This is a genomic window from Streptomyces sp. NPDC045899 (assembly GCF_056431485.1).
The window spans coordinates 228,176-251,204 of the sequence record NZ_JBWKKP010000007.1 but is presented as its reverse complement, the minus strand read 5'-3'; the positions used below and the strand labels follow the sequence as shown (position 1 = coordinate 251,204).

At 71.3% G+C, this 23,029-nt stretch carries 18 protein-coding genes; 11 read left to right on the top strand and 7 right to left on the bottom strand.

The window, feature by feature from the left end:
• Positions 1–73: 73 nt before the first annotated feature.
• Positions 74–805, top strand: coding sequence for a DUF7873 family protein (locus AC07FT_RS13585; protein WP_479176392.1), 732 nt, complete (start codon positions 74–76; stop codon positions 803–805).
• Positions 806–1,366: 561 nt separating this feature from the next.
• Here the strand turns inward: AC07FT_RS13585 and AC07FT_RS13580 are convergent.
• Positions 1,367–1,537 carry a DUF5670 family protein gene (locus tag AC07FT_RS13580; RefSeq protein ID WP_471204625.1) on the bottom strand — a complete coding sequence of 57 codons (171 nt, stop codon included), beginning with the start codon at positions 1,535–1,537 and terminating at the stop codon, positions 1,367–1,369.
• Positions 1,538–1,734: 197 nt separating this feature from the next.
• On the opposite strand from AC07FT_RS13580, the gene AC07FT_RS13575 reads away from it, so the two are divergent.
• The 3 genes from AC07FT_RS13575 (at position 1,735) to AC07FT_RS13565 (ending at position 3,271) form a co-directional block, all read left to right on the top strand.
• Positions 1,735–1,908, top strand: a complete 174-nt coding sequence (locus tag AC07FT_RS13575) for a CsbD family protein (RefSeq protein ID WP_431774968.1) — start codon at positions 1,735–1,737, stop codon at positions 1,906–1,908.
• 381 nt (positions 1,909–2,289) lie between these two features.
• Positions 2,290–2,916, top strand: a complete 627-nt coding sequence (locus AC07FT_RS13570; RefSeq protein WP_479176391.1) for a glycoside hydrolase family 25 protein — start codon at positions 2,290–2,292, stop codon at positions 2,914–2,916.
• A 46-nt stretch (positions 2,917–2,962) separates the two neighbouring features.
• On the top strand, positions 2,963–3,271 hold the full coding sequence (locus AC07FT_RS13565; protein WP_432038117.1) for a hypothetical protein: 309 nt from the start codon (positions 2,963–2,965) through the stop codon (positions 3,269–3,271).
• 28 nt (positions 3,272–3,299) lie between these two features.
• Here AC07FT_RS13565 and AC07FT_RS13560 read toward each other — a convergent pair whose 3' ends face one another.
• The 5 genes from AC07FT_RS13560 to AC07FT_RS13540 all read right to left on the bottom strand — a co-directional run bounded on the left by AC07FT_RS13560 (position 3,300) and on the right by AC07FT_RS13540 (position 7,672).
• Positions 3,300–3,518 (bottom strand): EF-hand domain-containing protein, encoded by a 219-nt coding sequence (locus AC07FT_RS13560; protein ID WP_479176390.1) that lies wholly within the window; start codon positions 3,516–3,518, stop codon positions 3,300–3,302.
• A gap of 145 nt (positions 3,519–3,663) precedes the next feature.
• Positions 3,664–4,305 (bottom strand): N-acetylmuramoyl-L-alanine amidase, encoded by a 642-nt coding sequence (locus AC07FT_RS13555; RefSeq protein ID WP_479176389.1) that lies wholly within the window; start codon positions 4,303–4,305, stop codon positions 3,664–3,666.
• A gap of 523 nt (positions 4,306–4,828) precedes the next feature.
• On the bottom strand, positions 4,829–5,335 hold the full coding sequence (locus tag AC07FT_RS13550; RefSeq protein ID WP_479176388.1) for an ATP-binding protein: 507 nt from the start codon (positions 5,333–5,335) through the stop codon (positions 4,829–4,831).
• A gap of 277 nt (positions 5,336–5,612) precedes the next feature.
• Positions 5,613–6,380, bottom strand: coding sequence for an enoyl-CoA hydratase/isomerase family protein (locus AC07FT_RS13545; RefSeq protein WP_479176387.1), 768 nt, complete (start codon positions 6,378–6,380; stop codon positions 5,613–5,615).
• 68 nt (positions 6,381–6,448) lie between these two features.
• Positions 6,449–7,672, bottom strand: coding sequence for a L,D-transpeptidase (locus AC07FT_RS13540; protein WP_479176386.1), 1,224 nt, complete (start codon positions 7,670–7,672; stop codon positions 6,449–6,451).
• A gap of 348 nt (positions 7,673–8,020) precedes the next feature.
• On the opposite strand from AC07FT_RS13540, the gene glgX reads away from it, so the two are divergent.
• From glgX to AC07FT_RS13515, 5 genes are read left to right on the top strand one after another with little or no spacing between them, the layout of a single operon-like run.
• On the top strand, positions 8,021–10,387 hold the full coding sequence (gene glgX / locus AC07FT_RS13535; protein WP_479176385.1) for a glycogen debranching protein GlgX: 2,367 nt from the start codon (positions 8,021–8,023) through the stop codon (positions 10,385–10,387).
• Positions 10,388–10,421: 34 nt separating this feature from the next.
• Complete coding sequence (locus AC07FT_RS13530) at positions 10,422–12,260, top strand: ABC transporter ATP-binding protein (protein ID WP_479176384.1); 1,839 nt, start codon at positions 10,422–10,424, stop codon at positions 12,258–12,260.
• Complete coding sequence (locus AC07FT_RS13525; RefSeq protein WP_479176383.1) at positions 12,257–14,134, top strand: ABC transporter ATP-binding protein; 1,878 nt, start codon at positions 12,257–12,259, stop codon at positions 14,132–14,134. Before AC07FT_RS13530 ends, AC07FT_RS13525 begins: the two co-directional genes overlap by 4 nt.
• The gene (locus tag AC07FT_RS13520) at positions 14,131–15,876 is read left to right on the top strand and encodes an ABC transporter ATP-binding protein (protein WP_479176382.1); all 1,746 of its coding nucleotides are present in this window, start codon (positions 14,131–14,133) and stop codon (positions 15,874–15,876) included. Before AC07FT_RS13525 ends, AC07FT_RS13520 begins: the two co-directional genes overlap by 4 nt.
• Entirely contained in the window at positions 15,873–17,633 is a 1,761-nt protein-coding gene (locus AC07FT_RS13515) for an ABC transporter ATP-binding protein (RefSeq protein ID WP_479176381.1), read from the top strand. Before AC07FT_RS13520 ends, AC07FT_RS13515 begins: the two co-directional genes overlap by 4 nt.
• Before the next feature lie 19 nt (positions 17,634–17,652).
• Here AC07FT_RS13515 and AC07FT_RS13510 read toward each other — a convergent pair whose 3' ends face one another.
• Positions 17,653–18,213, bottom strand: a complete 561-nt coding sequence (locus tag AC07FT_RS13510) for a DinB family protein (RefSeq protein WP_479176380.1) — start codon at positions 18,211–18,213, stop codon at positions 17,653–17,655.
• A 406-nt stretch (positions 18,214–18,619) separates the two neighbouring features.
• Between AC07FT_RS13510 and AC07FT_RS13505 the strand changes: the two genes are divergently transcribed.
• Together AC07FT_RS13505 and AC07FT_RS13500 are read left to right on the top strand one after the other, a co-directional pair.
• On the top strand, positions 18,620–20,851 hold the full coding sequence (locus AC07FT_RS13505) for a M4 family metallopeptidase (RefSeq protein WP_479176434.1): 2,232 nt from the start codon (positions 18,620–18,622) through the stop codon (positions 20,849–20,851).
• Between the two features lie 407 nt (positions 20,852–21,258).
• A complete protein-coding gene (locus AC07FT_RS13500; RefSeq protein ID WP_479176379.1) occupies positions 21,259–22,923 on the top strand; it encodes a M4 family metallopeptidase in 1,665 nt (554 codons plus the stop codon).
• Positions 22,924–23,029: the final 106 nt, after the last annotated feature.

Sequence of the window (23,029 nt, the reverse complement as noted above, 5' to 3'; positions counted from 1 at the left end):
GCGGCCTCGCCCCTCGCCCTCGCCCCGAATAACGGTTCGAAGGCGGGGGGTTGGGGCTGCTAGCGTCCCTGACGTGGCGAAACTCAATCAGATCATCGCAGTGGAGAAGGGCGTCAAGTCCAAGGCGCAGCAGGACCTGACGGCGGCCCAGCGCGGGCTGGACAAGCCGGCGCTGCTGGCGGGGATCTCCCGGACGTACCAGCCGAAGGACGAGGAGGGCGAGCAGCTGCCGCCCGAGTCGACGCGGGTGCAGGTGAAGGCGGAGGATGTGCTCCGTGCCGGCGCGGCCACCCTGACCCGGCTGTTCGACGTCACCGCCACCAAGGACTGGGCCAACTGCGAGGCCCGCGCGGACATCGAGGTCGAGGGGCGGACGCTGCTGCGCGAGGTGCCCGTGTCGTACCTGCTGTTCCTGGAGAAGCAGCTGGCCGACCTCGGCGGCTTCATCCGGCGGCTGCCGACGCTCGACGGGGCGGAGTCCTGGACGCTGGACCCGTCCACGGACGCGTGGAGGACCGAGGCCGTGCGGACCGTCCGCACCAAGAAGGTGCCGCGCAACCACGTGAAGGCGGAGGCCACCGAGAAGCACCCGGCACAGGTCGAGGTGTACTACGAGGACATCCCGGTCGGCTACTGGACGACGGTGAAGTTCTCCGGGGCGCTGCCCGCCCGCCGGGTCAACGAGCTGCTGGCCCGGGTGGAGAAGCTCCAGCAGGCGGTGAAGTTCGCCCGCGAGGAGGCCAATGGCATCGAGGTCACCGACCAGCGCGTCGGCGACGTGGTCTTCGGCTACCTCTTCGGGTAGCGTCATGATCTCCCCGGCCGTCCCGCAAAGGGATGGTACGGGGTGCGCGAGGAGCGCAAGCTGAAACTGAGGCTCGTCGTGATACACGCGGCTGCGTTGGGGAGGTATTGACCACCTCCTCCCAGCACTCGGTCACGAGAGGGGAGTGCCGACCACCGGAGACAGCTGGGTTTAGCCCCCAGTCTTCGACCGGCATTCCGCCCGTGGCACGCGTTCAATCTCAGACTCTTGCTCCAGACTCAGCATTCGCCGCCGATCGCTTGAGCGACCTGGCACGGGCCTGGTCGTCGGATGCTGGTTCGAGTCCGGCCCGCTCCGCTTTCCTGGGGCGGTAGTTCAACGGAAGAACACGACGACATCAGACTGACCCGTGACCGAAACGGTCCGGCGTGCGCAGAAGGCGGCACCACAGGGCCCGGGGGATGGCCAAACCCTCGGGCCCGCTCCTTTCCCGGACTTCCGGAACATCATCACGCCGAGAAGGGCCCGCCCCCACCGGGGCGGGCCCTTCTCGGCGTACTCATACGCCGTCCGCGCGAACCATGATCGGTCCGCCGACGGCTACCAGCGGTACCAACGGCTCCGGCGGCCGCCCGCTCCGGTGCTGCGGGCGACGAAGCCGAGCAGCCACACGACGAGGACGATAACGGCAATCCACCAGAGTGCCTTGAGCGCGAATCCCGCGCCGAAGAGAACCAGGGCGAGCAGAAGGACCAGAAGCAAGGGAACCATAGTTATCAACCTCCGACACGACGAGTGCCCCCCATTCCTCAGGTCACGCCTCGGAATTCCGTGGGTTTCACAGGAAGGAAAGGGGGAACTGGGTCAGGTTTTCCGTCGCCGCCGGACGGGTGACGGATGTTTGACTCCGCCCTGCGCGGATAGTCGGAGGTCAGCACCTGCAGTCGAGTTCCTGGGAAGTGAGTGCGGTGGCTGAGAACAAGAAGGCCAAGGCCAAGACCGAGCAGGCGAAGGGCAAGGCCAAGGAGGCCGCGGGCCGGGCCGTGGGCAATGAGCGGTTGACCGCGGAGGGCCGGGCCGAGCAGGCCAAAGGCGACACCCGCCAGGCGAAAGAGAAGATGAAGGACGCCTTCCGCCGCTGAGCCGCGGCGGCACCACCTACCCCCTTCGGTGGCGCACACGGGCCCGCCACGTCCCCCCAAGGACGTGGCGGGCCCGCTCTGTGACCGCCCCGCGGCCCTATTCGGCCACGGGGCATCATGCATTCAACACACGCCAAGGGGGATTCATGAGTTCACATCAAGAACTCCGATAACTCACGCACCGCGAGAGGGATCGAAAGCAGAAAACGATCTGCGGCTTCGTAGCATGCCGCCGGAGCGCCCCGACGCTCTTCCTGGCGAAATCATTCGTTTGCGCAAACGCGATACGCTCCCCCGCACCCCGTTGCATAGGGTCCTGGACCGGGCATGACAAGAACAGCACTCTCTCCCCACACCCTCCCCCCCCATGAGGCAGGCACCATGCTGCACGGCATCGACGTGAGTTCGCACCAGTCCAGCTTCGACCCGGACGGGCTGGCCTTCGTCTTCATCAAGGCCACCGAGGGACGCTCCTACATCAACCCCAAGCAGACGTCCCAGGCGTCCCGGGCCCGCAGCGCCGGATGCGTCGTCGGCTTCTACCACTTCCTGTGGCCCGGCAACATCGCCGCGCAGGCGCGCTACTTCGTCGACAAATGCGCCTCGCAGACGCACGATCTGCTGGCCGTGGACTGGGAGACCACCGGTTCGGGCACCCGCGCCAGCAACGCCGAGAAGGACCGGTTCATCCGGGAGGTCAAGAAACTGCGCCCGAGCCACCGTGTGCTGCTCTACTGCAACCGCAGCTTCTGGCTCAACCACGACACCACGTCCTACGCCGGGGACGGACTGTGGATCGCGGACTATGTGACGGCGGGCAAGCCCCGCATCCAGGCGAAGTGGCGGATCCACCAGTACACCGACCGCCCGCTCGACAAGGACGTGGCGGACTTCTCCAGCAAGACCTCGCTGAAGGCGTGGGCCGCCGTCAGCCGGGTGGCACACGCGCTCGAGGACCTGGGCGACGACGAGGAGGAGCGGGGCGAGCGCGAGGGGAGCGGGGCGTAGGCCGGCCGATCGGACGCTGTCAGTGGGCGCGCTTACGCTGCCCGGTATGAGTTACGCAGATCTGCGCGAACTCCGCAGCGCGCTCACCACCGCCTCGGACATCGCGTTCGCGCTCGACGCCGCGCCCTCCGGGCGGGAGACCGAGCTGCTCACCGACGCCCTGCGGCGGGCGCTGTCCGCCGCCGGGGCCCTCACGGCCGAGCACGGCGCCACGGGCTGTGCCGAGCATCCGCGCGGGGCCGTCGATCCGCTGTACGGGGATCCGGACGATCCACTGCCGCCCGGTTACGGCCGCTGTCTGCTCTGCAACGACCGCAGACGGCGGGCCGGCGCACAGCGGCGCGGCTGGCGCTGAAGCGCCCGCGGCGCCGCCGTGCGGCCGATCACTTGCCCTGGCTCTGCGCCGCCCAGAACTCGTCGAAGGTGAGCAGCCCGTCACCGTTGGAGTCATGAGCGTTGATGACGGCCTGAGCGACGGGCTCGGTGACGTAGGGGTCACCCAGCTGCGCCATCACACTCTTGTACTCGGCCGCGGTGATCTGACCGTCGCCGTTGAGGTCGAACCGCTGGAACGCCTTGCGCGCCGCCTCGATGTCCGCCACTTTCCGCCCCTTCTCTGGGTCTGTCTGACCCGCACAGATTAGCGGCACACGGGTGGGCGCCCCGCCGGCCATGGGTCCTGGCCGCCGGGGCGCCCGCCGCCCGGGGACTCGGCACCGGTGCGGCAGCGGTGCGGTGTTGGTGCGGTCAGGCCCCGTTGACGAGGTCGAGATAGCGGTCCCAGTCCCACAGCGGGCCCGGATCGGTGTGGTCGGACCCGGGGACCTCGCTGTGGGCGATGATGTGCTCCCGGTCCTTGGGGATCGCGAAGCGGTCGCAGACGGCGGCGGTGAGGGCCGCGGACGACGCGTACAACGCGTCGGTGAACCACTCGGGTTGGTCCACCCAGCCCTCGTGCTCGATACCGATGCTGCGGTTGTTGTAGTCGCTGTTGCCCGCGTGCCAGGCGACGTCCTTCTCGCGCACGAACTGCCCGATGTAGCCGTCGGCCGAGGCGACCATGTAGTGCGCGGAGACCTGTTTGGCCGGGTCCTGGAAGATCTTCATCGCGTCCTGGAAGGTCTCCTGGGTCACATGGATCACGACGAGCTCGATCGGATACGCGCTCGGGCGGTCCGAGACCCGGTAGTTGGAGCTGCTGGCCGGAATCCAGTGGGTGGGGGGATAGTCGGCGGCGACGGCGTTCCGGCGGCGGCGTCCGCCGGTGGCCGAGGCATCGGTGGCGAGGGCGCCGCCGGAGACGGCGGCGGCTCCGAGGGAGGCGGTCGCGATTAACGCTCCCGAGCGGAGCAGAGTGCGGCGGTTGGGGGTGCGGCCGTGCGCTTCCATGGGGGGCTCCCGAATGCGTAGCCGGGACAAGGGGGGATGTGACATGAGCATGGGGGTGTCACGGTGGGGGGTGTGACGCGCGTAGCGCCGTTCCATGGTGAGCGCCCGACAGGGCCATGCCAAGGACCGGCGGGCAAAGAAAGTTCGCGCGTCACGGTCTGGACCAGTGGAAATTCACCAGCCAGAAGTGGACAACAAAGGAAAAGTACGCTTGTACGCGGCATTAGCAAGGCAAGTGTTACAGCTCACCTTGGATTGGCTTGGAAGTGCTCTACCGTCTCTGCGATAGTCGGGGCCGCGACCCCCATTGACCCGGGCCAGGTCGTTCACCCGGTTGCCGCGGCACACCCCTTCCGCCGCGCACCGGGCCGAAGAGGCCCCCGCCGGCGCTGACACAGCGCGGCTCGGGGCCTCTTCCGCATCCATGATCCGGACGCCGGAGGAATGAGATTCAGCCACCCGGAGGGTCGCCGCATCCGGCCGACCCTCCCCTTCGGCGCCGCGACCGACCCGGCCTCCGGCGTCAGGCGCCATCGTTCACCCGCATCTCGAACCAGGTCGACTTGCCGCACGGCAGCAGGTCCACCCCCCACCGCTGGGAGAGCTGGTCCACCAGCATCAGCCCGCGTCCACTGGTGTCGAGGTCGCCCACCGGCAGCAGACACGGCAGCCCCCGCGAAGGGTCACGCACCTCGACCCGGATCCAGCCCCGCCGCCGCAGCATCCGCAGACCGAAGGTGCGGGCGCCGGTATGCCGGACCGCGTTCCCCACCAGTTCGGAGACGAGCAGCACGGCGTACTCGGCGATCTGGCACCCCAGCCCCCAGTCGCGCACCACCACGTACTCGGCCAACCGGCGGGCGGTGCCCGCGGATTCCGGAAGGGAGGGCAGCCGCACCTCCTCGGTCGCGGGGTTGCCGAACGACTCGAGCGCCCTGAGAGCCCGATCCTCGTCGACGGACGGCATCCGCCGGACCGCAGCCGTCCCCGTGCGCTGCCGCGGCTGCTCCATTCCCTCCAAGCCCGCCATGCCCCCCATCATGGCCGCCCAGACGGGCGCCCGGGGCGGAACCATGGGATTCCGAACACCGGAGCCCCAGGCTCCACAAACCGGATCCGACATATGCCAATGGCAGTCAGAGGGGCATAATCCCCCAGCTGACCAGCGATATCACCATGCATCCGCGTGATCACCGAGCGTACGGAACCGGCCATCGGGCCGTCGATCGATGGCGAAGAAAATTCGCTCGCACGGGGCATGCGCACGGGCGGCCTTTTCGGTGACCGTGAGCGGAACTGCCGCTTCCCTAGGAGAACTTGGCCTTCCCGGGACCGTCCTCGACAAAGCTGCGCATACCGATCTCCCGGTCCTCGGTGGCGAACAGCCCGGCGAACCAGCCGCGTTCGATGGTGAGCCCGGTGTCGAGGTCCGTCTCCAGCCCGCGGTCCACCGACTCCTTGGCCGCGCGCAGCGCGATGGCCGGTCCCTGCGCCAGCTTCGCCGCCCAGGCGTGCGCCTGCGCGTAGACCTCCTCGGCCGGGACGACCCGGTCCACCAGGCCCATCGCCAGCGCCTCGTCGGCCTTGACCTGACGGCCGGTGAAGATGAGGTCCTTGGCCTTGGACGGGCCCACCAGCCGGGAGAGCCGCTGGGTGCCGCCCGCGCCCGGGATCAGGCCCAGCAGGATCTCGGGCTGGCCCAGCTTGGCGTTCTCCGCGGCGATCCGGAAGTCGGCGCACAGCGCCAGCTCACAGCCGCCGCCCAGGGCGTAGCCGGTCACGGCGGCCACCACCGGCTTGGGGAGCCGGGCGATGGCGGTGAAGGACTCCTGGAGGTCCCCGGAGCGGGCGACCATCGCGGCGTGGTCCATCTCCCGCATCTCCTTGATGTCCGCGCCCGCCGCGAACACCTTCTCCCCGCCCCAGATGACCACCGCCCGGATGTCGTCCCGGCGGGTCGCCTCGGCCGCGAGCTCCCGCAGCCGGTCCTGGGTGGCGACGTCCAGCGCGTTCATCGGGGGGCGGTCCAGGCGGAAGGTGGCAACGCCGTCGGCAACCTCGAGGTTCACAGTCATGAGCGCAGGTTAGCGCTCGCTAACACGGATCGGCGAGGGCGGGGCGGGTGGCCGGAGCCGGGGCCGGACTACTTCTTCCACTTCTCCCAGGACATGTTCCAGCCGTTGAGCCCGTTGTCCGGCTGGATGGTGCGGTCCTTCGAGTTCTTCACCACGACCACGTCACCGAGCAGCGACTCACGGAAGAACCAGGCCGCGGGGGTGGAGCGGTCACCGCCGCCGCGCTGGTCGAAGAGACCGACGCAGCCGTGGCTGACGTTGGCGGAACCGAAGGTCGGCCGGCCCGCCCAGTAGTTGCCGTGGATGAAGGTGCCGGAGGTGGACAGCCGCATGGCGTGCGGGACGTCCTTGATGTCGTACGCGTCGCCGAAGCCGACCGTGTCCCCGTCCATCCGGGTCACCTTGAGCTTCTCGCTGATCACCATCTTGCCGTTGTAGGTCTCGTTGCCGGGACCGCCGGAGGTGATCGGGACGGTCTTGATGGTCCTGCCGTCGCGCTTGACCGTCATCTTCTTGGACTTGGCGTCGACGACGGAGACCTGGCTGCGGCCCACGGTGAACTTCACGGTCTTCTTCTGCTCGCCGTAGACCCCGGGACGGCCCTCGACCCCGTCGAGGTCCAGTCGCAGCGTGACCTTGGTGCCCGCCTTCCAGTACTTCTCGGGGCGGAAGTCCAGCCGGTCGTTGCCGAACCAGTGGCCCTCGATGGGGACCGACGGGGAGGCGGTGACCTCGACCGCCTTCTCGACCGCCGCCGGGTCGGTGATACCGCGGTTGAAGCGGAGCGAGACCGGCATCCCGACGCCGACCTCGGAACCGTCCTCCGGGGTGTAGCTCCCGACGAAGGTCTCCTTGGGGCGCAGCGTGGTGAACTTCGCGTGGCGGGTGGTCGCGCGTCCCTCGGAGTCCTTGGCGACCGCGGTCACCGAGTAGCGGGTGTCCGCGCCGAGATGGTCCGCGGGCTTCCAGCTCTTCCCGTTCCCGGCGATCTGCCCGTCGACCTTCTTGCCGTCGGGGTCCTTGACGGTGACCGAGGTGAGCTTGCCCCGGGCGGCGGTGACCTTGAGCTCGCCGCTGGTGTCGACGTCCTCGGTGCCGTCCTCGGGCGCGATCGTCACCTGGGCGCGGGACGGTCCGCCGGAGCCGTCCTTGCCGTCCTTGTCCTTGTCCCCGTCGCCGGAGCCGCCGCCTCCGCAGGCGGTCACCAGCACCAGCATCGCCCCGGTCACCAGCGCCAGCGGGCCCTTGCGGCCCCGCGCCGTCGCCGCCCCCGATATCGGCCGCACCGTCACAACAGCTCTCCCCTCCGCACGGGCCGCGCGCCCCCGCGGCGGCCCCGGACACGCGCACAGGCGCGTACGGCGACAGGTAATCACACGGCGGTGACGATGGACTGCCCGTGATGGTCACGGTTCAGTCCCAGGTCGGAGGGGTGGCCCGGGAACGGCGGTCCGGCGGCCGCGCGCGTCGCGCACCGGACACGTGAGCACCACCGGTATTGCGGGCAGAACAGCTCCGAGGGCGGGGGCACTTCCGCGCGGCACGGGACGCCGCCGGGGCCGTCGGCCCGCCATGAGGCGCTGTCCGCCGTGCCCCGCCCGGGGCGGGCGCGGGTGAGCCGTGAGCCGCCGGAGGCCGATGTGTCCAGAGCAGCGGAGCAGGAGACGGCGGCGGGTGGGCCTTCGGAACCGGACGCGGACCCGGCGCCGCGCCCGGCCGCGGCGTACGGCGGTCCCCCCGGCCACCACGCGGCACCCGGCCCCCTCGCGGGGCTCCCCGCCGCGCTGCCCGCGCCGCGCGCCGTCCCGGCCGCGGGTCCGCGGCCCTGGCCCGGTGGTCCGGAGCCGCTGGGGGCCCAGGTGTGCCGGGGGCCGGACGGGGTGGCGGGCACCAACTTCGCGCTGTGGGCGGGCGGTGCGGAGGCCGTCGAGCTGTGCCTGTTCGACGACGACGGCACCGAGCGCCGCTGCCCGCTCACCGAGCAGACCCACGGCACCTGGCACGGCTTCGTCCCCGGGGTGCTCCCCGGCCACCGCTACGGCTACCGCGTGCACGGCCGCTGGGACCCGTGGACCGGGGCCCGCTGGAACCCGGCGAAACTGCTGCTGGATCCCTACGCACGCGCCGTGGACGGCGAGTTCGCGCTGCCGCCGGAGGTCTACGGCCATGTGCGGGACTGGCCGCAGCAGCATGTGGCGGACACCGTGCGCGACGACCGCGACTCCGCCCCGTACGTCCCCAAGGGGGTGGTGGTGGGAAACCCGGCCGACGGGGACGGCGGGGGCCCGGACGGGGAGGACCGCCGTCCCGGCACCCCGTGGGACGAGTCGGTGGTCTACGAACTCCATGTGCGCGGCTTCACCATGCGCCACCCCGGGGTGCCGCCCGAACTGCGCGGCACCTACGCGGGACTGGCCCACCCCGCCGCCGTCGAGCACCTCACCCGGCTCGGGGTGACCGCGGTGGAGCTGCTGCCGGTGCACCAGTTCGCCCACGAGGACCATCTGCTGCGCCGGGGGCTGCGCAACCACTGGGGCTACAACACCATCGGCTACTTCGCCCCGCACGCCGCCTACGCCGCCACCGGCACCCGCGGTGAGCAGGTGGCCGAGTTCCGGGCGATGGTGCGCGCCCTGCACCGGGCCGGGATCGAGGTGATCCTGGACGTGGTCTACAACCACACCGCCGAGGCCGGTGAACTGGGACCCACCCTCTCGCTGCGCGGTGTCGACAACCGCGGCTACTACCGGCTCCAGCCGGACCCGCGCCGCTACGCCGACGTCACCGGCTGCGGCAACACCCTGCACGCCCTGCGGCCGCAGGTGGTACGGCTGATCATGGATTCGCTGCGCTACTGGGTGACCGAGATGGGCGTGGACGGCTTCCGTTTCGATCTGGCCAGCGCGCTGGCCCGGACCGAGAGGGATGTCGACATGCTCGCCCCGTTCCTGTCCGCCGTCGGCCAGGACCCGGTGCTGCGCCGGGTCAAGCTGATCGCGGAACCGTGGGACGTGGGGCCCGGGGGGTACCGGGTGGGCGCGTTCCCGCCGCTGTGGGCCGAGTGGAACGACCACTACCGGGACGCGGTCCGCGACTTCTGGCGCGGTGCGCTGCCCGATGTCCGCGACCTCGGCTACCGGCTGTCCGGCTCCAGCGACCTCTACGGCTGGGGCGGCCGCCGGCCGTACGCCTCGGTCAACTTCATCACCGCCCATGACGGCTTCACCCTGCGCGACCTGGTCTCCTACGAGCGCAAGCACAACGAGGCCAACGGTGAGGGCAACCGCGACGGCACCGATGACAACCGCTCCTGGAACTGCGGCGCCGAAGGCGGGACCGATGACGCCGGGGTGCGGGCGCTGCGCCGCCGCCAGCTGCGCAACCTGCTGTCGACCCTGCTGCTGTCCACCGGGGTGCCGATGCTGGTGGCGGGCGATGAGCTCGGCCGCACCCAGGGCGGCAACAACAACGCGTACTGCCAGGACAACGAGACCGGGTGGCTGGACTGGTCGCTGCTGGAGGACCCCGGCTGGGCGGAGCTGACCGAGCTGACCGCACGGCTGGTGGCACTGCGCCGGGCCCATCCGGTTCTGCGCCGCCCCGTGTTCTTCACCGGCCGGGCCCGGCCCTCCGACGGGGTGCGCGACCTGGCCTGGTTCACCCCGCGCGGCACCGAGATGACCGAGGCCGACTGGTACGCGCCGACCACCGCGCTGGGGGTCTGTCTCTCCGGCCGTGATCTGCCCCAGCGCGATCCGCGCGGCGGGCCGGTCGGCGACGACAGCTTCCTGGTGCTGCTGCACGCGGGAGCGGAGCCGCTGTCCTTCACCCTGCCCGGTCCGCCGTGGGCGTCGGAGTACGAGCTGCTCGTCGACACCGCGCGCGAGGACCAGGGCGCACCCCCGCTCACCCGCCATCCGGCGGGCGCGCCGCTGGAGCTCCCGGAGCGTTCGGTACTGCTGCTGCGCGCCCTTCCGCCCTCAGACCTACGCCGGAAAACCGAGTGAGAGCTGACAGTGGTGAACCGTAATCTCACTCCTGATGGCCACCACCAGTGAAAGACCCCGGGACCAGGAGAGCGGTGCCGCCCCGCGGCGCCGCTCCGCCACGCGTTCGCTGCTGCGGCTGTGGCCGTATGTGAGGCCGGTGCGGGCCCGGCTGTTCACGGCGGTCCCGGTGGCGATCGTGGCGTCCTGTCTGGGGCTGGCGATCCCGCTGGTCCTCAAGTGGATGGTGGACGGGCCGGTGGCCGACCGGGACCCGGGCGGGGTGTGGCTGGGCGGCGCCCTGCTGCTGGCGCTCGGGGTGGCCGAGGCGGGGCTGTTCGGGGTGCGGCGCTGGCTGGTGGCCCGCCCCCTGGCCTCCGTCGAGGCGGAGATGCGCGCCGGCCTCTACCGCCATCTGCAACGGCTGCCGCTTTCCTTCCACGACCGATGGGCCTCCGGGCAGCTGCTGTCGCGCGCCACCACCGATCTGATGCTGCTGCGGATGTTCCTGGCCTTCCCGCTCACCTTCCTGGTGGTCAACGGGGTCACCGTACTGGCCGGGTTCGCGCTGCTGCTGTCGCAGGAGTGGACGCTGGGTCTGGTGCTGGTGATCCCGGCGGTGCCGCTGGTGATCCTCTGCTCGTACTTCGAGAAGCGCTACTCGACCGTGGCCAGGGCCGTCCAGGACCAGACCGGCGATCTGACCACGGTGGTCGAGGAGGGCGTGCTCGGCGTCCGGATCGTCAAGGGATTCGGCCGCCACCGCAGTCAGGCCCATGCCTTCCGCGCGCTGTCGCGCGGCGTCCGCTCGACCGAGCTGCGCAAGGCCGGGCTGCTGGCCGCCATCTGGGCGCTGATCATGACGCTGCCGGAGCTGGCGATCGGCGCGGCGCTGATGCTGGGCACGGTCCAGGTGGCCGACGGCGAGCTGTCGGCGGGCACCCTGGTCGCCTTCCTGTCCACGGCGCTCACCCTGCGCTGGCCGGTGGAGTCGCTCGGTTTCCTGCTCGCGATGAGCCAGGACGCGGCGACCGCGACCGACCGCTACTTCGAGGTGCTGGACGAGGTCCCGGCCGCGGCCGGTGACCGGCCCGCGGCCGCCACCGCGCCCGTGGTCCCCCGGCAGCGGGACGAGTCCCGCGGCGGACTGCGCTTCGAGGGCGTGGAGTTCCGGTTCGCCGACACGCCGGCGGACGCACCCCCGGTGCTGCGCGGTGTGGATCTGCACATCCGCCCCGGCGAGACCATGGCGCTGGTGGGCGCCACCGGCTCCGGCAAGACCACGCTGACCGCGCTGGTCCCCCGGCTCCAGGAGCCCACCCACGGCCGGATCACCCTCGACGGACGGGACATCACCGCACTCCCCCGCGAGGAGCTGCGGGCGCTGGTCGCGGTCGCCTTCGAGGAACCCACCCTGTTCTCCGCCACCGCCGGGGAGAACGTGCTGATGGGCGCGGACGGCGCGGACCGGGCCGATCTGCTGCGCGCCCTGGAGGTGGCGCAGGCCGACTTCGTGCACGCGCTGCCGGAGGGCGACCAGACCCAGGTCGGCGAGCAGGGGCTGAGCCTGTCCGGCGGTCAGCGGCAGCGGCTCGCGCTGGCCCGCGCGGTCGTCGGCCGCCCGCGCTTCCTGGTGCTCGACGATCCGCTGTCCGCGCTGGACGTCCACACCGAGGCGCTGGTGGAGGCCGCGCTGCGGCAGGTGCTCGCCACCACGACGGCGCTGGTCGTCGCGCACCGCCCGTCCACCGTGCTGCTCGCCGACCGGGTGGCGCTGCTCTCCGGGGGCCGGATCGCGGCCGTCGGCACCCATCAACAACTGCTGCGTGACAGCGCCGAATACCGGCGGCTGATGTCCGGGGACGAGAGTGAGGAGGGGGAGGAGCGCCGATGACCACGACCGCGACGGGCCCGCCGGCGGCCGAGGACGAGCAGGGCGGCGGACGCACCGCGGCCGGGGACGGGGCCGGGGGCGGGGGTGATCCGTTCGACCACGACGTACTGCCCGCCCCGAAGGGCGCCTCGTTCGCGCTGCTGCGCTCGCTGCTCTCCCCGCACCGGCCCCGCGTCTGGCTGACCACCCTTCTGCTGCTGCTCCAGCAGGCCGCCGTCCAGGCCGGTCCGCTGCTCGTGGCGTACGCCATCGACCGCGCGGTGCCCGCCTTCCGGGACGGCGACCGGGGGCCGCTGATCGCGGTCGGCGCGGGCTATCTGGGCTGCGCGCTGGCCTCCGGCGCCCTCCAGTACGCATTCATCCGCTCCTCGGCCCGGATCAGCCAGGACGTGCTGCTGGAGCTGCGCGGCCGGATCTTCCGCCACGCCCAGGCGCTCAGCGTGGACTTCCACGAGCGCTACACCTCCGGGCGGCTGATCTCGCGCGCCACCACCGATGTGGAGAGCCTGCGCGAACTGCTCAACGAGGGGCTGGAGGAGCTGCTCGGCGTCGCGCTGGCGGCCGTCTACATCTCGGCCACGCTGCTGTACCTGGACTGGGGTCTGGGCGGTGCGGCGGTGCTCTCGTTCTGGCCGCTGTACCTGCTGATCCGGTCCTTCCAGCGCCGTTCGATGCGGGTGTACCGCAAGCGGTCGACGGCCATCGCCGCGGTCATCGTGGCGTTCACCGAGACCATGAACGGCATCCGTCCGGTCCAGGCGTTCCGCCGTGAGCGGGCCAATGACGCCCGCTTCCGGGAGCTCAACGGCCGCCATGAGCGGTCCAACGGCGACGCGATCCTGGAGATGGCGCGCTATGTGGTCGGCTCCCGGCTGGTGGCCAACACGGCCGTCGCCACGATCGTGCTGTGGGGCGCCTACCGGGTCGCCTCCGGCGGGCTCGCGCTCGGTGTGCTGGCCGCGGCGGCGCTCTACCTGCGCAGGCTCTACGACCCGATCGACCGGCTCGGGATGTTCCTCAACTCCTACCAGTCGGCGGCCGCTTCGCTGGAGAAGATCGCGGGGCTGCTGGCCCAGCGCCCCTCCGTCCCCGAGCCCGCCGAGCCCCTCCCGCTGCCGCCGCGCCCGGCGGAGGCCCCCGGCCGGGAGGTCGTCTTCGAGGAGGTACGCTTCGCCTACCGCACCGGCGGTGAGGTGCTGCCCCGCTTCCGGCTGACCCTGCCCGCCGGACAGACGGTGGCGGTGGTGGGCGCCACCGGCGCGGGCAAGTCCACCCTGGCCAAACTGCTCGCCCGGTTCTACGACCCCACCGAGGGGCGGGTACTGCTGGACGGAGTGGATCTGCGCGCGCTGGCCACCCCCGATCTGCGGCGCGGGGTGGTGATGGTGACGCAGGAGGCGTTCCTGTTCTCCGGCACGGTCGCGGACAACATCGCCATCGGCCGCCCGGACGCCACCCGTGCGGAGGTCGAGCGGGCGGCCAGGGCGATCGGCGCCCATGACTTCATCGCCGCCCTGCCGGACGGCTATGACACCGATGTCCGCAAGCGCGGCGGCCGGATCTCGGCGGGCCAGCGCCAGCTGGTGGCCTTCGCCCGCGCGCTGCTCGCGGATCCGTCGGTACTCATCCTCGACGAGGCCACCTCCTCCCTCGACATCCCGGGCGAACGGGCGGTGCAGCGCGCCATGGACACGGTGCTGCGCGGCCGGACCGCCGTGGTGATCGCGCACCGGCTTTCCACCGTCGAGATCGCCGACCGGGTGCTGGTGATGGACGGCGGCCGGATCGTGGAGGACGGGACCCCGGACGAACTGGTCTCCGGCGAGGGCCGGTTCGCCGCGCTGCACCAGGCGTGGCGGGACAGTCTCGTATGACCCCGGTGGACGCGTACGGCGAGCCGGGCACCCCCGACCGCCGGAGCCCCGGACGGTATCTGTGGTGGCTGCTGGCCCGGCAGCCGGGCCGGGCCGCCGCGGGCGCGGCGCTGGGCACGGTGTGGATGGTGCTGCTGGCGCTCAGCCCGTATGTGCTCGCGCGCGCCATCGACGACGGGCTGGTGCCCGCGGACACGACGGCGCTGATCGGCTGGGTCGCGGTGCTGCTGGCGGTGGGGACGCTGAACGCGTGGGTGAGCACGATGCGGCACCGCACCATGACCCGGCTGCGGATGGACGCCAATCTGCGCACCGTCAAGGTGGTGGTGGACCAGACGACCCGGCTGGGTGCCGCGCTGTCCCGGCAGACCGCCGCCGGCGAGGTCGCCACCATCGGCATCAGCGACGTCCAGCAGATCAGCCAGTCGCTGACGGTGGTCGGCCCCGGAGTGGGCGCGGCGGTGGGGTTCGGGGTGGTGGCCGTCCTGCTGCTGGCGGTCTCCCCGCTGCTCTCGGTGGTGGTGCTGCTGGGGATGCCGCTGCTGGCGGTCGTGGTCGGCCCGCTCCTGGGGCGGCTCCAGGGCGCCGAGGGTGCCTACCGCGAGCAGCAGGGGGAGCTGACCGCCCGGATCGCCGACCTCGCGGGCGGTCTGCGGGTGCTGGGCGGTCTCGGCGGCAAGGAGCTGTTCGCCGACGCCTTCCGGCTCCGGTCACGGGAGTTACGGGACCGGGGATACCGGGTCGGCGCGGTCACCAGCTGGCTCCAGGCCCTCGGGGTGGGCGGCCCCTCGCTGTTCCTCGCGGTCGTCACCTGGCCGGCGGCGCGGATGGCCGCGCAGGGCGAACTCACGGTGGGCGAACTGGTCTCGGTCTACGGCTACGTGGCCATGCTCGTCCTGCCGGTGTCGTTCCTGCTGGAGTGCGGTTACCAGATCAGCCGTGGTCTGGTGGCCGCCCGGCGGGTGGTGGACTTCGTGTCCCTGGAGCCGGATGCGACCGGCGCGGGCGCGGTGGACGCCCCCGCGGAGCCGTCCGTCCTGCGCGATCCGGCGTCCGGGGTCGAGGTGCGGCCGGGGGCGCTGACGGCGCTGGTGTCCGCCCGGCCCGCGGAGTCGGCCGCGGTGCTGGACCGGCTGGGCGGGTTCACCGCGTCGGAGGCCACCTGGGGCGCGGTGCGGCTGGACGAGGTGGCGGTGGATCAAGCGCGGGCCCGGATCCTGCTCGCGGACCACGAGGCCGATCTCTTCGCGGGCCCCTTGCGCGAGGTGGTCGGCGGACGTATGGACCGCGACGAGGCGGAGATCCGGCGGGCGCTGCACACGGCCGTGGCGCAGGATGTCGCCGACGCGCTGCCGGACGGGCTGGACTCGCTCCTGGAAGCGCAGGGCCGCAATCTCTCCGGCGGTCAGCGTCAGCGCGTCCGGCTGGTGCGGGCGCTGCTGGCCGATCCCGAGGTGCTGTTGCTGTCCGAGCCCACCTCCGCGCTGGACGCGCACACCGAGGCGGCGGTCGCGGAACGGCTGCGCGCCGCGCGGTCCGGCCGGACGACGGTGGTCACCAGCACCTCGCCCCTGCTGCTGGCACGGGCGGACACGGTGTACTACCTGGTCGACGGGAAGGTGGCGGCCGTCGGCGCGGGCCACCAGGCGCTGTTGGCGGACGAGCCCGGCTACCGCCGTCTGGTGTCCCGGGGCGGCGAGGAGGACAGCGTGGACACTCCGGTCGAGGAGAACCTCCGATGACGGTGCCGAGGGCCCTGCCCATCGCCGGTCCGGCCCGGGTGCGCCGGGCCGCGGGCCGGCTGATCGCCGCGGACCGGGGCGCGTTCACCGTGGTCCTGGTGCTCAACGGGCTGGCGGCGGTGGCCGCCCTGGCCGGTCCCTGGCTGCTCGGGAAGATCATCGACCGGGTCCGGGAAGGTGCCGGGACGGCCGCGGTGGACCGGCTGGCCGCTGCCATCGTGGTGTGCGCGGTCGTCCAGCTCCTGCTGGCGCGCTGGGCCCGGTACACCGCGCACCGCTTCGGGGAGCGCACACTGGCCCGGGTGCGCGAGGGGTTCGTGGACCGGGCGCTGGCGCTGCCCGCCTCGGTGGTGGAGCGCGCGGGCACCGGCGATCTGACCGCCCGTGGCACCGCGGACGTGACCGCGGTCGGCACCACATTGCGGGACGTGGGGCCGGAGATGCTGATCGCCGCGGTACAGGTGCTGTTCGTCTTCGGGGCGGTGTTCGTCCTCGATCCGCTGCTCGGCGGCTGCGGGGCGGTGGGGCTGGCGGGCATCTGGTGCGCCGTGCGCTGGTACCTGCGGCGGGCCGGGACAGCGTATCTGGCGGAGGGCGCGGCCAATTCGACGCTCGCCGAGATCCTCACCGCCACCGCCGCCGGGGCCCGTACGGTGGACGCCTTCGGGCTGGAGCGGGCGCGGATCCGGGCGAGCCGGGAGGCGATCGCCGACTGCCGCCGCACCCGGCTGCGGACGCTGTCGCTGCGCAGCCGGTTCTTCCCGGCGGTGGAGATCTCATATCTGGTCCCGGTGGCGGGAGTGCTGCTGATCGGCAGTGTGCTGCACCGCCACGGCATGGTGAGCGTGGGCGCCGTGGTGGCCGCCGCGCTCTATCTGCGGCAGCTGACCGAACCGCTGGACATCGTGCTGATGGGGGTGGAGCAACTCCAGAGCAGCGGTGCCTCGTTCGCCCGGGTCGAGGGCGTGGGCCGGGCCCCGTCGGCGGTGCCGGAGACCGCGGTGGTCCCGGACGGCGACCGGATCGAGGTGTCCGGGGTGCGGTACGCCTATGACGGCGGGGCCGATGTGCTGCATGACGTCGGGCTGACCGTGCGGCCCGGTGAGCGGCTGGCCCTGGTCGGCCCGTCCGGCGCGGGCAAGACCACCCTGGGCCGGCTGCTGGCGGGGGTCGACGCGCCGCGCACCGGCACGGTGACGGTCGGCGGTGTCCCGGTCTCCCGGCTCGGCCCGGAGCAACTGCGACGGCAGATCGTGCTGGTCACCCAGGAGCACCATGTGTTCCTGGGGACGCTCCGGGACAATCTGCTGATCGCCGCGCCCTCGGCCGGTGACGCCGAGCTGTGCGCCGCGCTCGACGCCGTCGGCGCCGACTGGTACGACGAGCTGCCGGACGGCCTGGACACCGAACTGGGCCCCTCGGCTCATCCGGTCGACGGGGCCCAGGCCCAGCAACTCGCGCTGGCCCGGGTGATCCTGGCGGATCCGCACACCCTGGTCCTCGACGAGGCCACCGCCCTGCTGGACCCCGGCACCGCACGCCGTGCCGAACGGGCGCTGGCCGCGGTCCTGGAGGGCCGCACGGTGATCGCCATCGCCCACCGGCTGCACACCGCGTCCGACGCGGACCGGGTGGCGGTGATGGAGGACGGCCGGCTCGTCGAACTGGGCACCCATGACGCCCTGGTGGCCCGTGGCGGTGCCTACGCCGCGCTCTGGCACTCCTGGCACGGTGACGGCCCGGCGCGGCCGGACTGACCGGGGCGCGGGCCCGCCCTCACTCGCCGACCGTGCCGTCGGCCAGCTCCCGTGCGATGTCGAGCTGGCCCGCGTGCCGGGCGTACTCCTGGACCAGGTGGAAGAGGATCCAGCCCAGCGCCGGTGCGTCGGCCTCGGTGGCGAAACGGCCTCCGGTGCGGGCCCGCCGGTCCAGCGGTACGCCCTCGACGGCCGCCCGTGACCAGGCGCACTGTTCCTCGAACCGGGCCCGGACCGCGGCGGACGGCAGCTCCTCGGGGACGTGCCAGCGGCCGTCGGGACCCCGGTCGCCCCACGGCTCGTCCACCGGCTCCCCGTGGAACCCCCAGCGCAGCCAGCGCCGTTCCACATGGGTCAGATGGCACAGCAGCTCCAGCGGGGTCCAGCCGGAGGGCAGCCGGCTGGTGCGCAGTTCGCGTTCGGAGAGCCCGTCCAGCTTGCGCAGGACCACCTCCCGCAGCCAGTCGAGATAGGCGTGCGGCAACTGCCCGGGATCGGTGAGCGCGTGCGAGGGCTCGGCGATCGGATTCCGGGACGGACGCACGGGCGGATCGGCCGGCCGAGGGTCGGGAGACGTCATACCGGTGATGCTAGGTGTCACCCCTGTCATCCACCCGTCTCGCCAGACGTCCGGAATAACACCACGTCCTCCGAAATACGGACACAGCACATGTGTCAACGGACGGTTTCCGGTCAATCTTTGTCGCGACCCTGACAGGTTGAATCGATCGGTGGGACTCTTCCCTCGGCTGAGACAGCGGTCCCACCGCTGTCGTCGCACCTCGGACAGCCACCCCCCACCGCACCTTCGAAGATCTGCTTGTTCTGCCTCGCCCTGCCCGGACGGCGACCCAGCCGCCCGGTCGTCCCGGCCGCGCCATCGCGCGGCCAGCGCAGAAGGAGTCAGCGTGAGATCACTCCCCCAACGGCAGCACAGACCCGGACGGCGTGCGATCGCGACCGGCGCCCTCGTCGCCGCCACCGCGATGATCGCCGTCAGTGTGCAGGCCGGCACCGCGTCCGCCCGCCCGGACGGATCGGGCTCCGCGCCCGCCGCCGGGACGATGTCCGCCAAGGCGGACCCGGGCGCCATGCCGGTCAAGCTCTCCCCCGCCCAGCGCGCGGCGCTGCTGCGTGAGGCCCAGGCCGCCACCGGCACCACCAGCCGGACCCTGGGCCTCGGCGCCAAGGAGAAGCTGGTCGTCCGGGACGTCATCAAGGACGTCGACGGGACCACCCACACCCGCTACGAGCGCACGTACGCCGGACTTCCGGTGCTCGGCGGCGACCTGGTCATCGACCGGGCGAAGAGCGGCACGGTGCAGGCGGTGGCCAAGTCCACCAAGGCCCGGGTCAAGGTGGCCACCACGAGCGCCACCGTCAAGGCCGCCACCGCGGAGAAGGCCGCCGTCAAGGCGGCGAACGCGGAGGGTTCGCGGAAGACCGAGGCCGACCGCGCCCCGCGCAAGGTGATCTGGGCGGCGAACGGCACCCCGGTGCTGGCGTACGAGACCGTGGTCGGGGGCCTCCAGGAGGACGGCACCCCCAACGAGCTCCACGTCATCACCGACGCCACCACCGGCAAGAAGCTCTACCAGTACCAGGCCGTCATGAACGGCACCGGCAACAGCCAGTACAGCGGCCAGGTCACCATAGGGACCTCGGGCAGCTCCGGTTCGTACAACATGACCGACAGCGGCCGCGGCGGCCACAAGACGTACAACCTCAACCGGGGTACGTCGGGCACCGGCACGCTCTTCGCCGACACGGACGACGTCTGGGGCAACGGCACCACCTCGGACGCCGCGACCGCCGGTGTGGACGCCCACTACGGCGCCGCCGAGACCTGGGACTACTACAAGAACGTCCACGGGCGTTCGGGTATCCGGGGCGACGGCGTCGGCGCGTACTCCCGGGTCCACTACAGCACCGGGTACGTCAACGCCTTCTGGCAGGACTCCTGCTTCTGCATGACCTACGGCGACGGCCAGGGCAGCGCCAAGCCGCTCACCTCGATCGACGTGGCGGCCCACGAGATGACGCACGGCGTCACCGCGGCCACCGCCAAGCTGGTCTACAGCGGTGAGTCCGGCGGCCTCAACGAGGGCACGTCCGACATCTTCGCCGCAGCGGTCGAGTTCTACGCCAACAACACCAAGGACCCGGGCGACTACCTGGTCGGCGAGAAGATCGACATCAACGGCGACGGCACCCCGCTGCGCTACATGGACAAGCCGAGCAAGGACGGCGCCTCCAAGGACAGCTGGTACTCCGGGGTCGGCAACGTGGACGTGCACTACTCGTCCGGTATCGCCAACCACTTCTTCTACCTGCTCTCCGAGGGCAGCGGCGCCAAGGAGATCAACGGCGTCAAGTACGACAGCCCCACCTACGACAACGTCCCGGTGACCGGAATCGGCCGGGTCAACGCCGAGAAGGTGTGGTTCAAGGCGCTGAGCCAGCGCATGACCTCCAACACCAACTACGCGGGCGCGCGTGACGCCACCCTGTGGGCGGCGGGCGAGCTGTTCGGCCAGAGCAGCGCGCAGTACACCGCGGTGGCCAACGCCTGGGCCGGCGTCAATGTGGGCACCCGGATCGCCGACGGCGTCTCCGTCACCGGCCCCGGCGACCAGACCAGCATCGTGAACCAGCCGGTCAGCCTGCAGATCAAGGCCACCAGCTCCAACGCGGGCGCGCTGACCTACGCCGCCACCGGGCTGCCCGCCGGGCTGTCGATCAACTCCTCCTCCGGTCTGATCTCCGGTACCCCGACCGCCACCGGCTCCAGCGCGGTGAAGGTCACGGTGACCGACTCCCAGGGCAAGACCGGTACGGCGTCCTTCACCTGGACCGTCAACACCAGTGGTGGCGGCAGCGTCTTCGAGAACACCACGGACGTGGCCGTCCCCGACGCGGGCGCGGCCGTCACCTCGCCCATCACGGTCAGCCGGTCCGGGAACGCGTCCTCCGCCCTCAAGGTGGCCGTGGACATCGTCCACAGCTACCGCGGTGACCTGGTGATCGACCTGGTCGCCCCGGACGGCACCGCGTACCGGCTGAAGAACTCCAGCATCTTCGACTCGGCGGCCGACGTGAAGACCACCTACACGGTCGACGCCTCGTCCGAGGCCGCGTCCGGGACCTGGAAGCTCAAGGTGCAGGACGTGTACGCGCAGGACTCCGGCTACATCAACAGCTGGAAGCTCACCTTCTGACCGCGGTTCAGCTGAACCGCGCCCGATGAGGGTGTGACCCTTCCCACACAGCAGGCGCCGCCAGGGGTGACCCGACTCCCCCTGGCGGCGCCTCCATGCGTTTGCGCCCCCTCCGCACCACCGACTCCCGCCGGAGCAGGGCTACTTGGCCGTAACAAGCCCCCATGCGCCCTTTCGCGCCCCCGCCACACACCGTGGACGGGGGCCGCGGCCTGCCCCGTTGAATCCGGTATCCGGAGAATGATCAACATTCAACGAACATTTTCCGGCCGACCTGTCGCCAAACCCGTGACATGTCCTCGACTTATGTGACAGTCTGCCGAGGCATTACGCACCTCTTGTTCAGCACCGGGCCGCACTTCCCCGCTGCCCGGCGCTGACCCCCCCACAGCAATGAGGAGTTTCGCGTGAGCAAGACGTTCACCACGCCCATATCCCGCGGCGGAAAGCGCCGCTCGGTCATCGCCGCCGGCGCTGCGGTCGCCGCGGCGGCCCTGCTGGCCACCGGAATGACCACCGGCTCCGCCGGCGCCGCCCCCGCCGGGGACGACGTCCGCGCCGGTGCAACGCCCGCCAAGATGACCGCGTCGGTCCGCGCCGAGCTGATGCGCGACGCCAACGCCACCAAGGCGGACACCGCGAAGTCCCTTGGCCTGGGTGCCAAGGAGAAGCTGGTCGTCAAGGATGTCATCAAGGACAAGGACGGCACCGTCCACACCCGGTACGACCGCACCTACGCCGGTCTGCCCGTCCTCGGCGGCGACCTGATCGTCCACGAGGCCAAGGGCAAGAAGGGCGGCGACGCCAGAAGCGTCACCAAGGCGAGCAAGGCCACCATCAAGGTCGCCACCACCGCCACGGTCGCCCCGACCAGCGCCGCCAAGACCGCGGTCAAGCTGGCCAAGGCCGACGGCACCAAGAAGGCCGTCGCCGAGACCCCGCGCAAGGTGGTCTGGGCCGCCGACGGCAAGTCGGTGCTGGCCCACGAGACCGTGGTCGGCGGTGTGCAGAAGGACGGCACGCCCAACCAGCTGCACGTCATCACCGACGCCGCCACCGGCAAGAAGCTCTTCGAGTTCCAGGGCATCAAGACCGGCAGCGGTGAGAGCCAGTACTCCGGTGCGGTCGAGCTGGGCACCTCCAAGGAGGGCAGCGGCTTCACCCTGACCGACGCCGACCGCGGTGGCCACAAGACCACCAACCTCGAGAACAAGGAGGACGGCGAGGGCAAGGCGTTCACCGACGAGGACGACAAGTGGGGCAACGGCAAGGGTGACGACCCGCAGACCGCGGCCGTCGACGCCCAGTACGGTGCCGGTGTCACCTGGGACTACTACAAGAACGTGCACGGCCGGAACGGCATCGCCGATGACGGCAAGGGCGCGTACTCCCGGGTCCACTACGGCGAGAGCTACGTCAACGCCTTCTGGGACGACGAGTGCTTCTGCATGACGTACGGCGACGGTGAGGGCAACAAGGCCCCGCTGACCGCCCTCGACGTCGCGGCGCACGAGATGTCCCACGGTGTCACCTCCAAGACCGCCGGTCTGGAGTACACCGGTGAGTCCGGCGGCCTGAACGAGGCCACCTCCGACATCTTCGGCGCCTCGGTCGAGTTCTCCGCCAAGAACAAGGAGGACGTCGGCGACTACCTGATCGGCGAAGAGATCAACATCAATGGCGACGGCACCCCGCTGCGCTACATGGACAAGCCGAGCAAGGACGGTCAGTCGGCGGACAACTGGTCCGACGATGTCGGCGGTCAGGACGTGCACTACTCCTCGGGTGTCGCCAACCACTTCTTCTACCTGCTGTCCGAGGGCAGCGGCGCCAAGGAGATCAACGGCGTCAAGTACGACAGCCCGACCGCGGACGGCTCCAAGGTCGAGGGCATCGGCCGGGACAAGGCCGAGAAGATCTGGTACAAGGCGCTCACCACGTACATGACCTCCACCACGGACTACAAGGCCGCCCGTGAGGCGACCGTGAAGGCCGCCAACGACCTCTTCGGCGCCGACGGTGCCGAGGCCAAGGCCGTCGCCGCCGCCTGGGCCGGGGTCAACGTCAAGTAAAACAAGCGGAGTTCGCTCCCTCACATAGCCGGTGCCCGGGGCAATCGCCCCGGGCACCGGTATGTTTTTCTTCACCGCAAAGACACATCTTTGCCGTGTTGGACGG

Bases quoted from the DNA above. Each gene is read 5' to 3' on its own strand.
- AC07FT_RS13515 (WP_479176381.1), top strand. From the start codon at position 15,873: ATGACGGTGCCGAGGGCCCTGCCCATCGCCGGTCCGGCCCGGGTGCGC.
- AC07FT_RS13565 (WP_432038117.1), top strand. From the start codon at position 2,963: ATGAGTTACGCAGATCTGCGCGAACTCCGCAGCGCGCTCACCACCGCC.
- AC07FT_RS13550 (WP_479176388.1), bottom strand. From the start codon at position 5,335: ATGGCGGGCTTGGAGGGAATGGAGCAGCCGCGGCAGCGCACGGGGACG.
- AC07FT_RS13555 (WP_479176389.1), bottom strand. From the start codon at position 4,305: ATGGAAGCGCACGGCCGCACCCCCAACCGCCGCACTCTGCTCCGCTCG.
- AC07FT_RS13510 (WP_479176380.1), bottom strand. From the start codon at position 18,213: ATGACGTCTCCCGACCCTCGGCCGGCCGATCCGCCCGTGCGTCCGTCC.
- AC07FT_RS13545 (WP_479176387.1), bottom strand. From the start codon at position 6,380: ATGACTGTGAACCTCGAGGTTGCCGACGGCGTTGCCACCTTCCGCCTG.
- AC07FT_RS13580 (WP_471204625.1), bottom strand. From the start codon at position 1,537: ATGGTTCCCTTGCTTCTGGTCCTTCTGCTCGCCCTGGTTCTCTTCGGC.
- AC07FT_RS13525 (WP_479176383.1), top strand. From the start codon at position 12,257: ATGACCACGACCGCGACGGGCCCGCCGGCGGCCGAGGACGAGCAGGGC.
- AC07FT_RS13520 (WP_479176382.1), top strand. From the start codon at position 14,131: ATGACCCCGGTGGACGCGTACGGCGAGCCGGGCACCCCCGACCGCCGG.
- AC07FT_RS13505 (WP_479176434.1), top strand. From the start codon at position 18,620: ATGATCGCCGTCAGTGTGCAGGCCGGCACCGCGTCCGCCCGCCCGGAC.
- AC07FT_RS13530 (WP_479176384.1), top strand. From the start codon at position 10,422: ATGGCCACCACCAGTGAAAGACCCCGGGACCAGGAGAGCGGTGCCGCC.
- AC07FT_RS13570 (WP_479176391.1), top strand. From the start codon at position 2,290: ATGCTGCACGGCATCGACGTGAGTTCGCACCAGTCCAGCTTCGACCCG.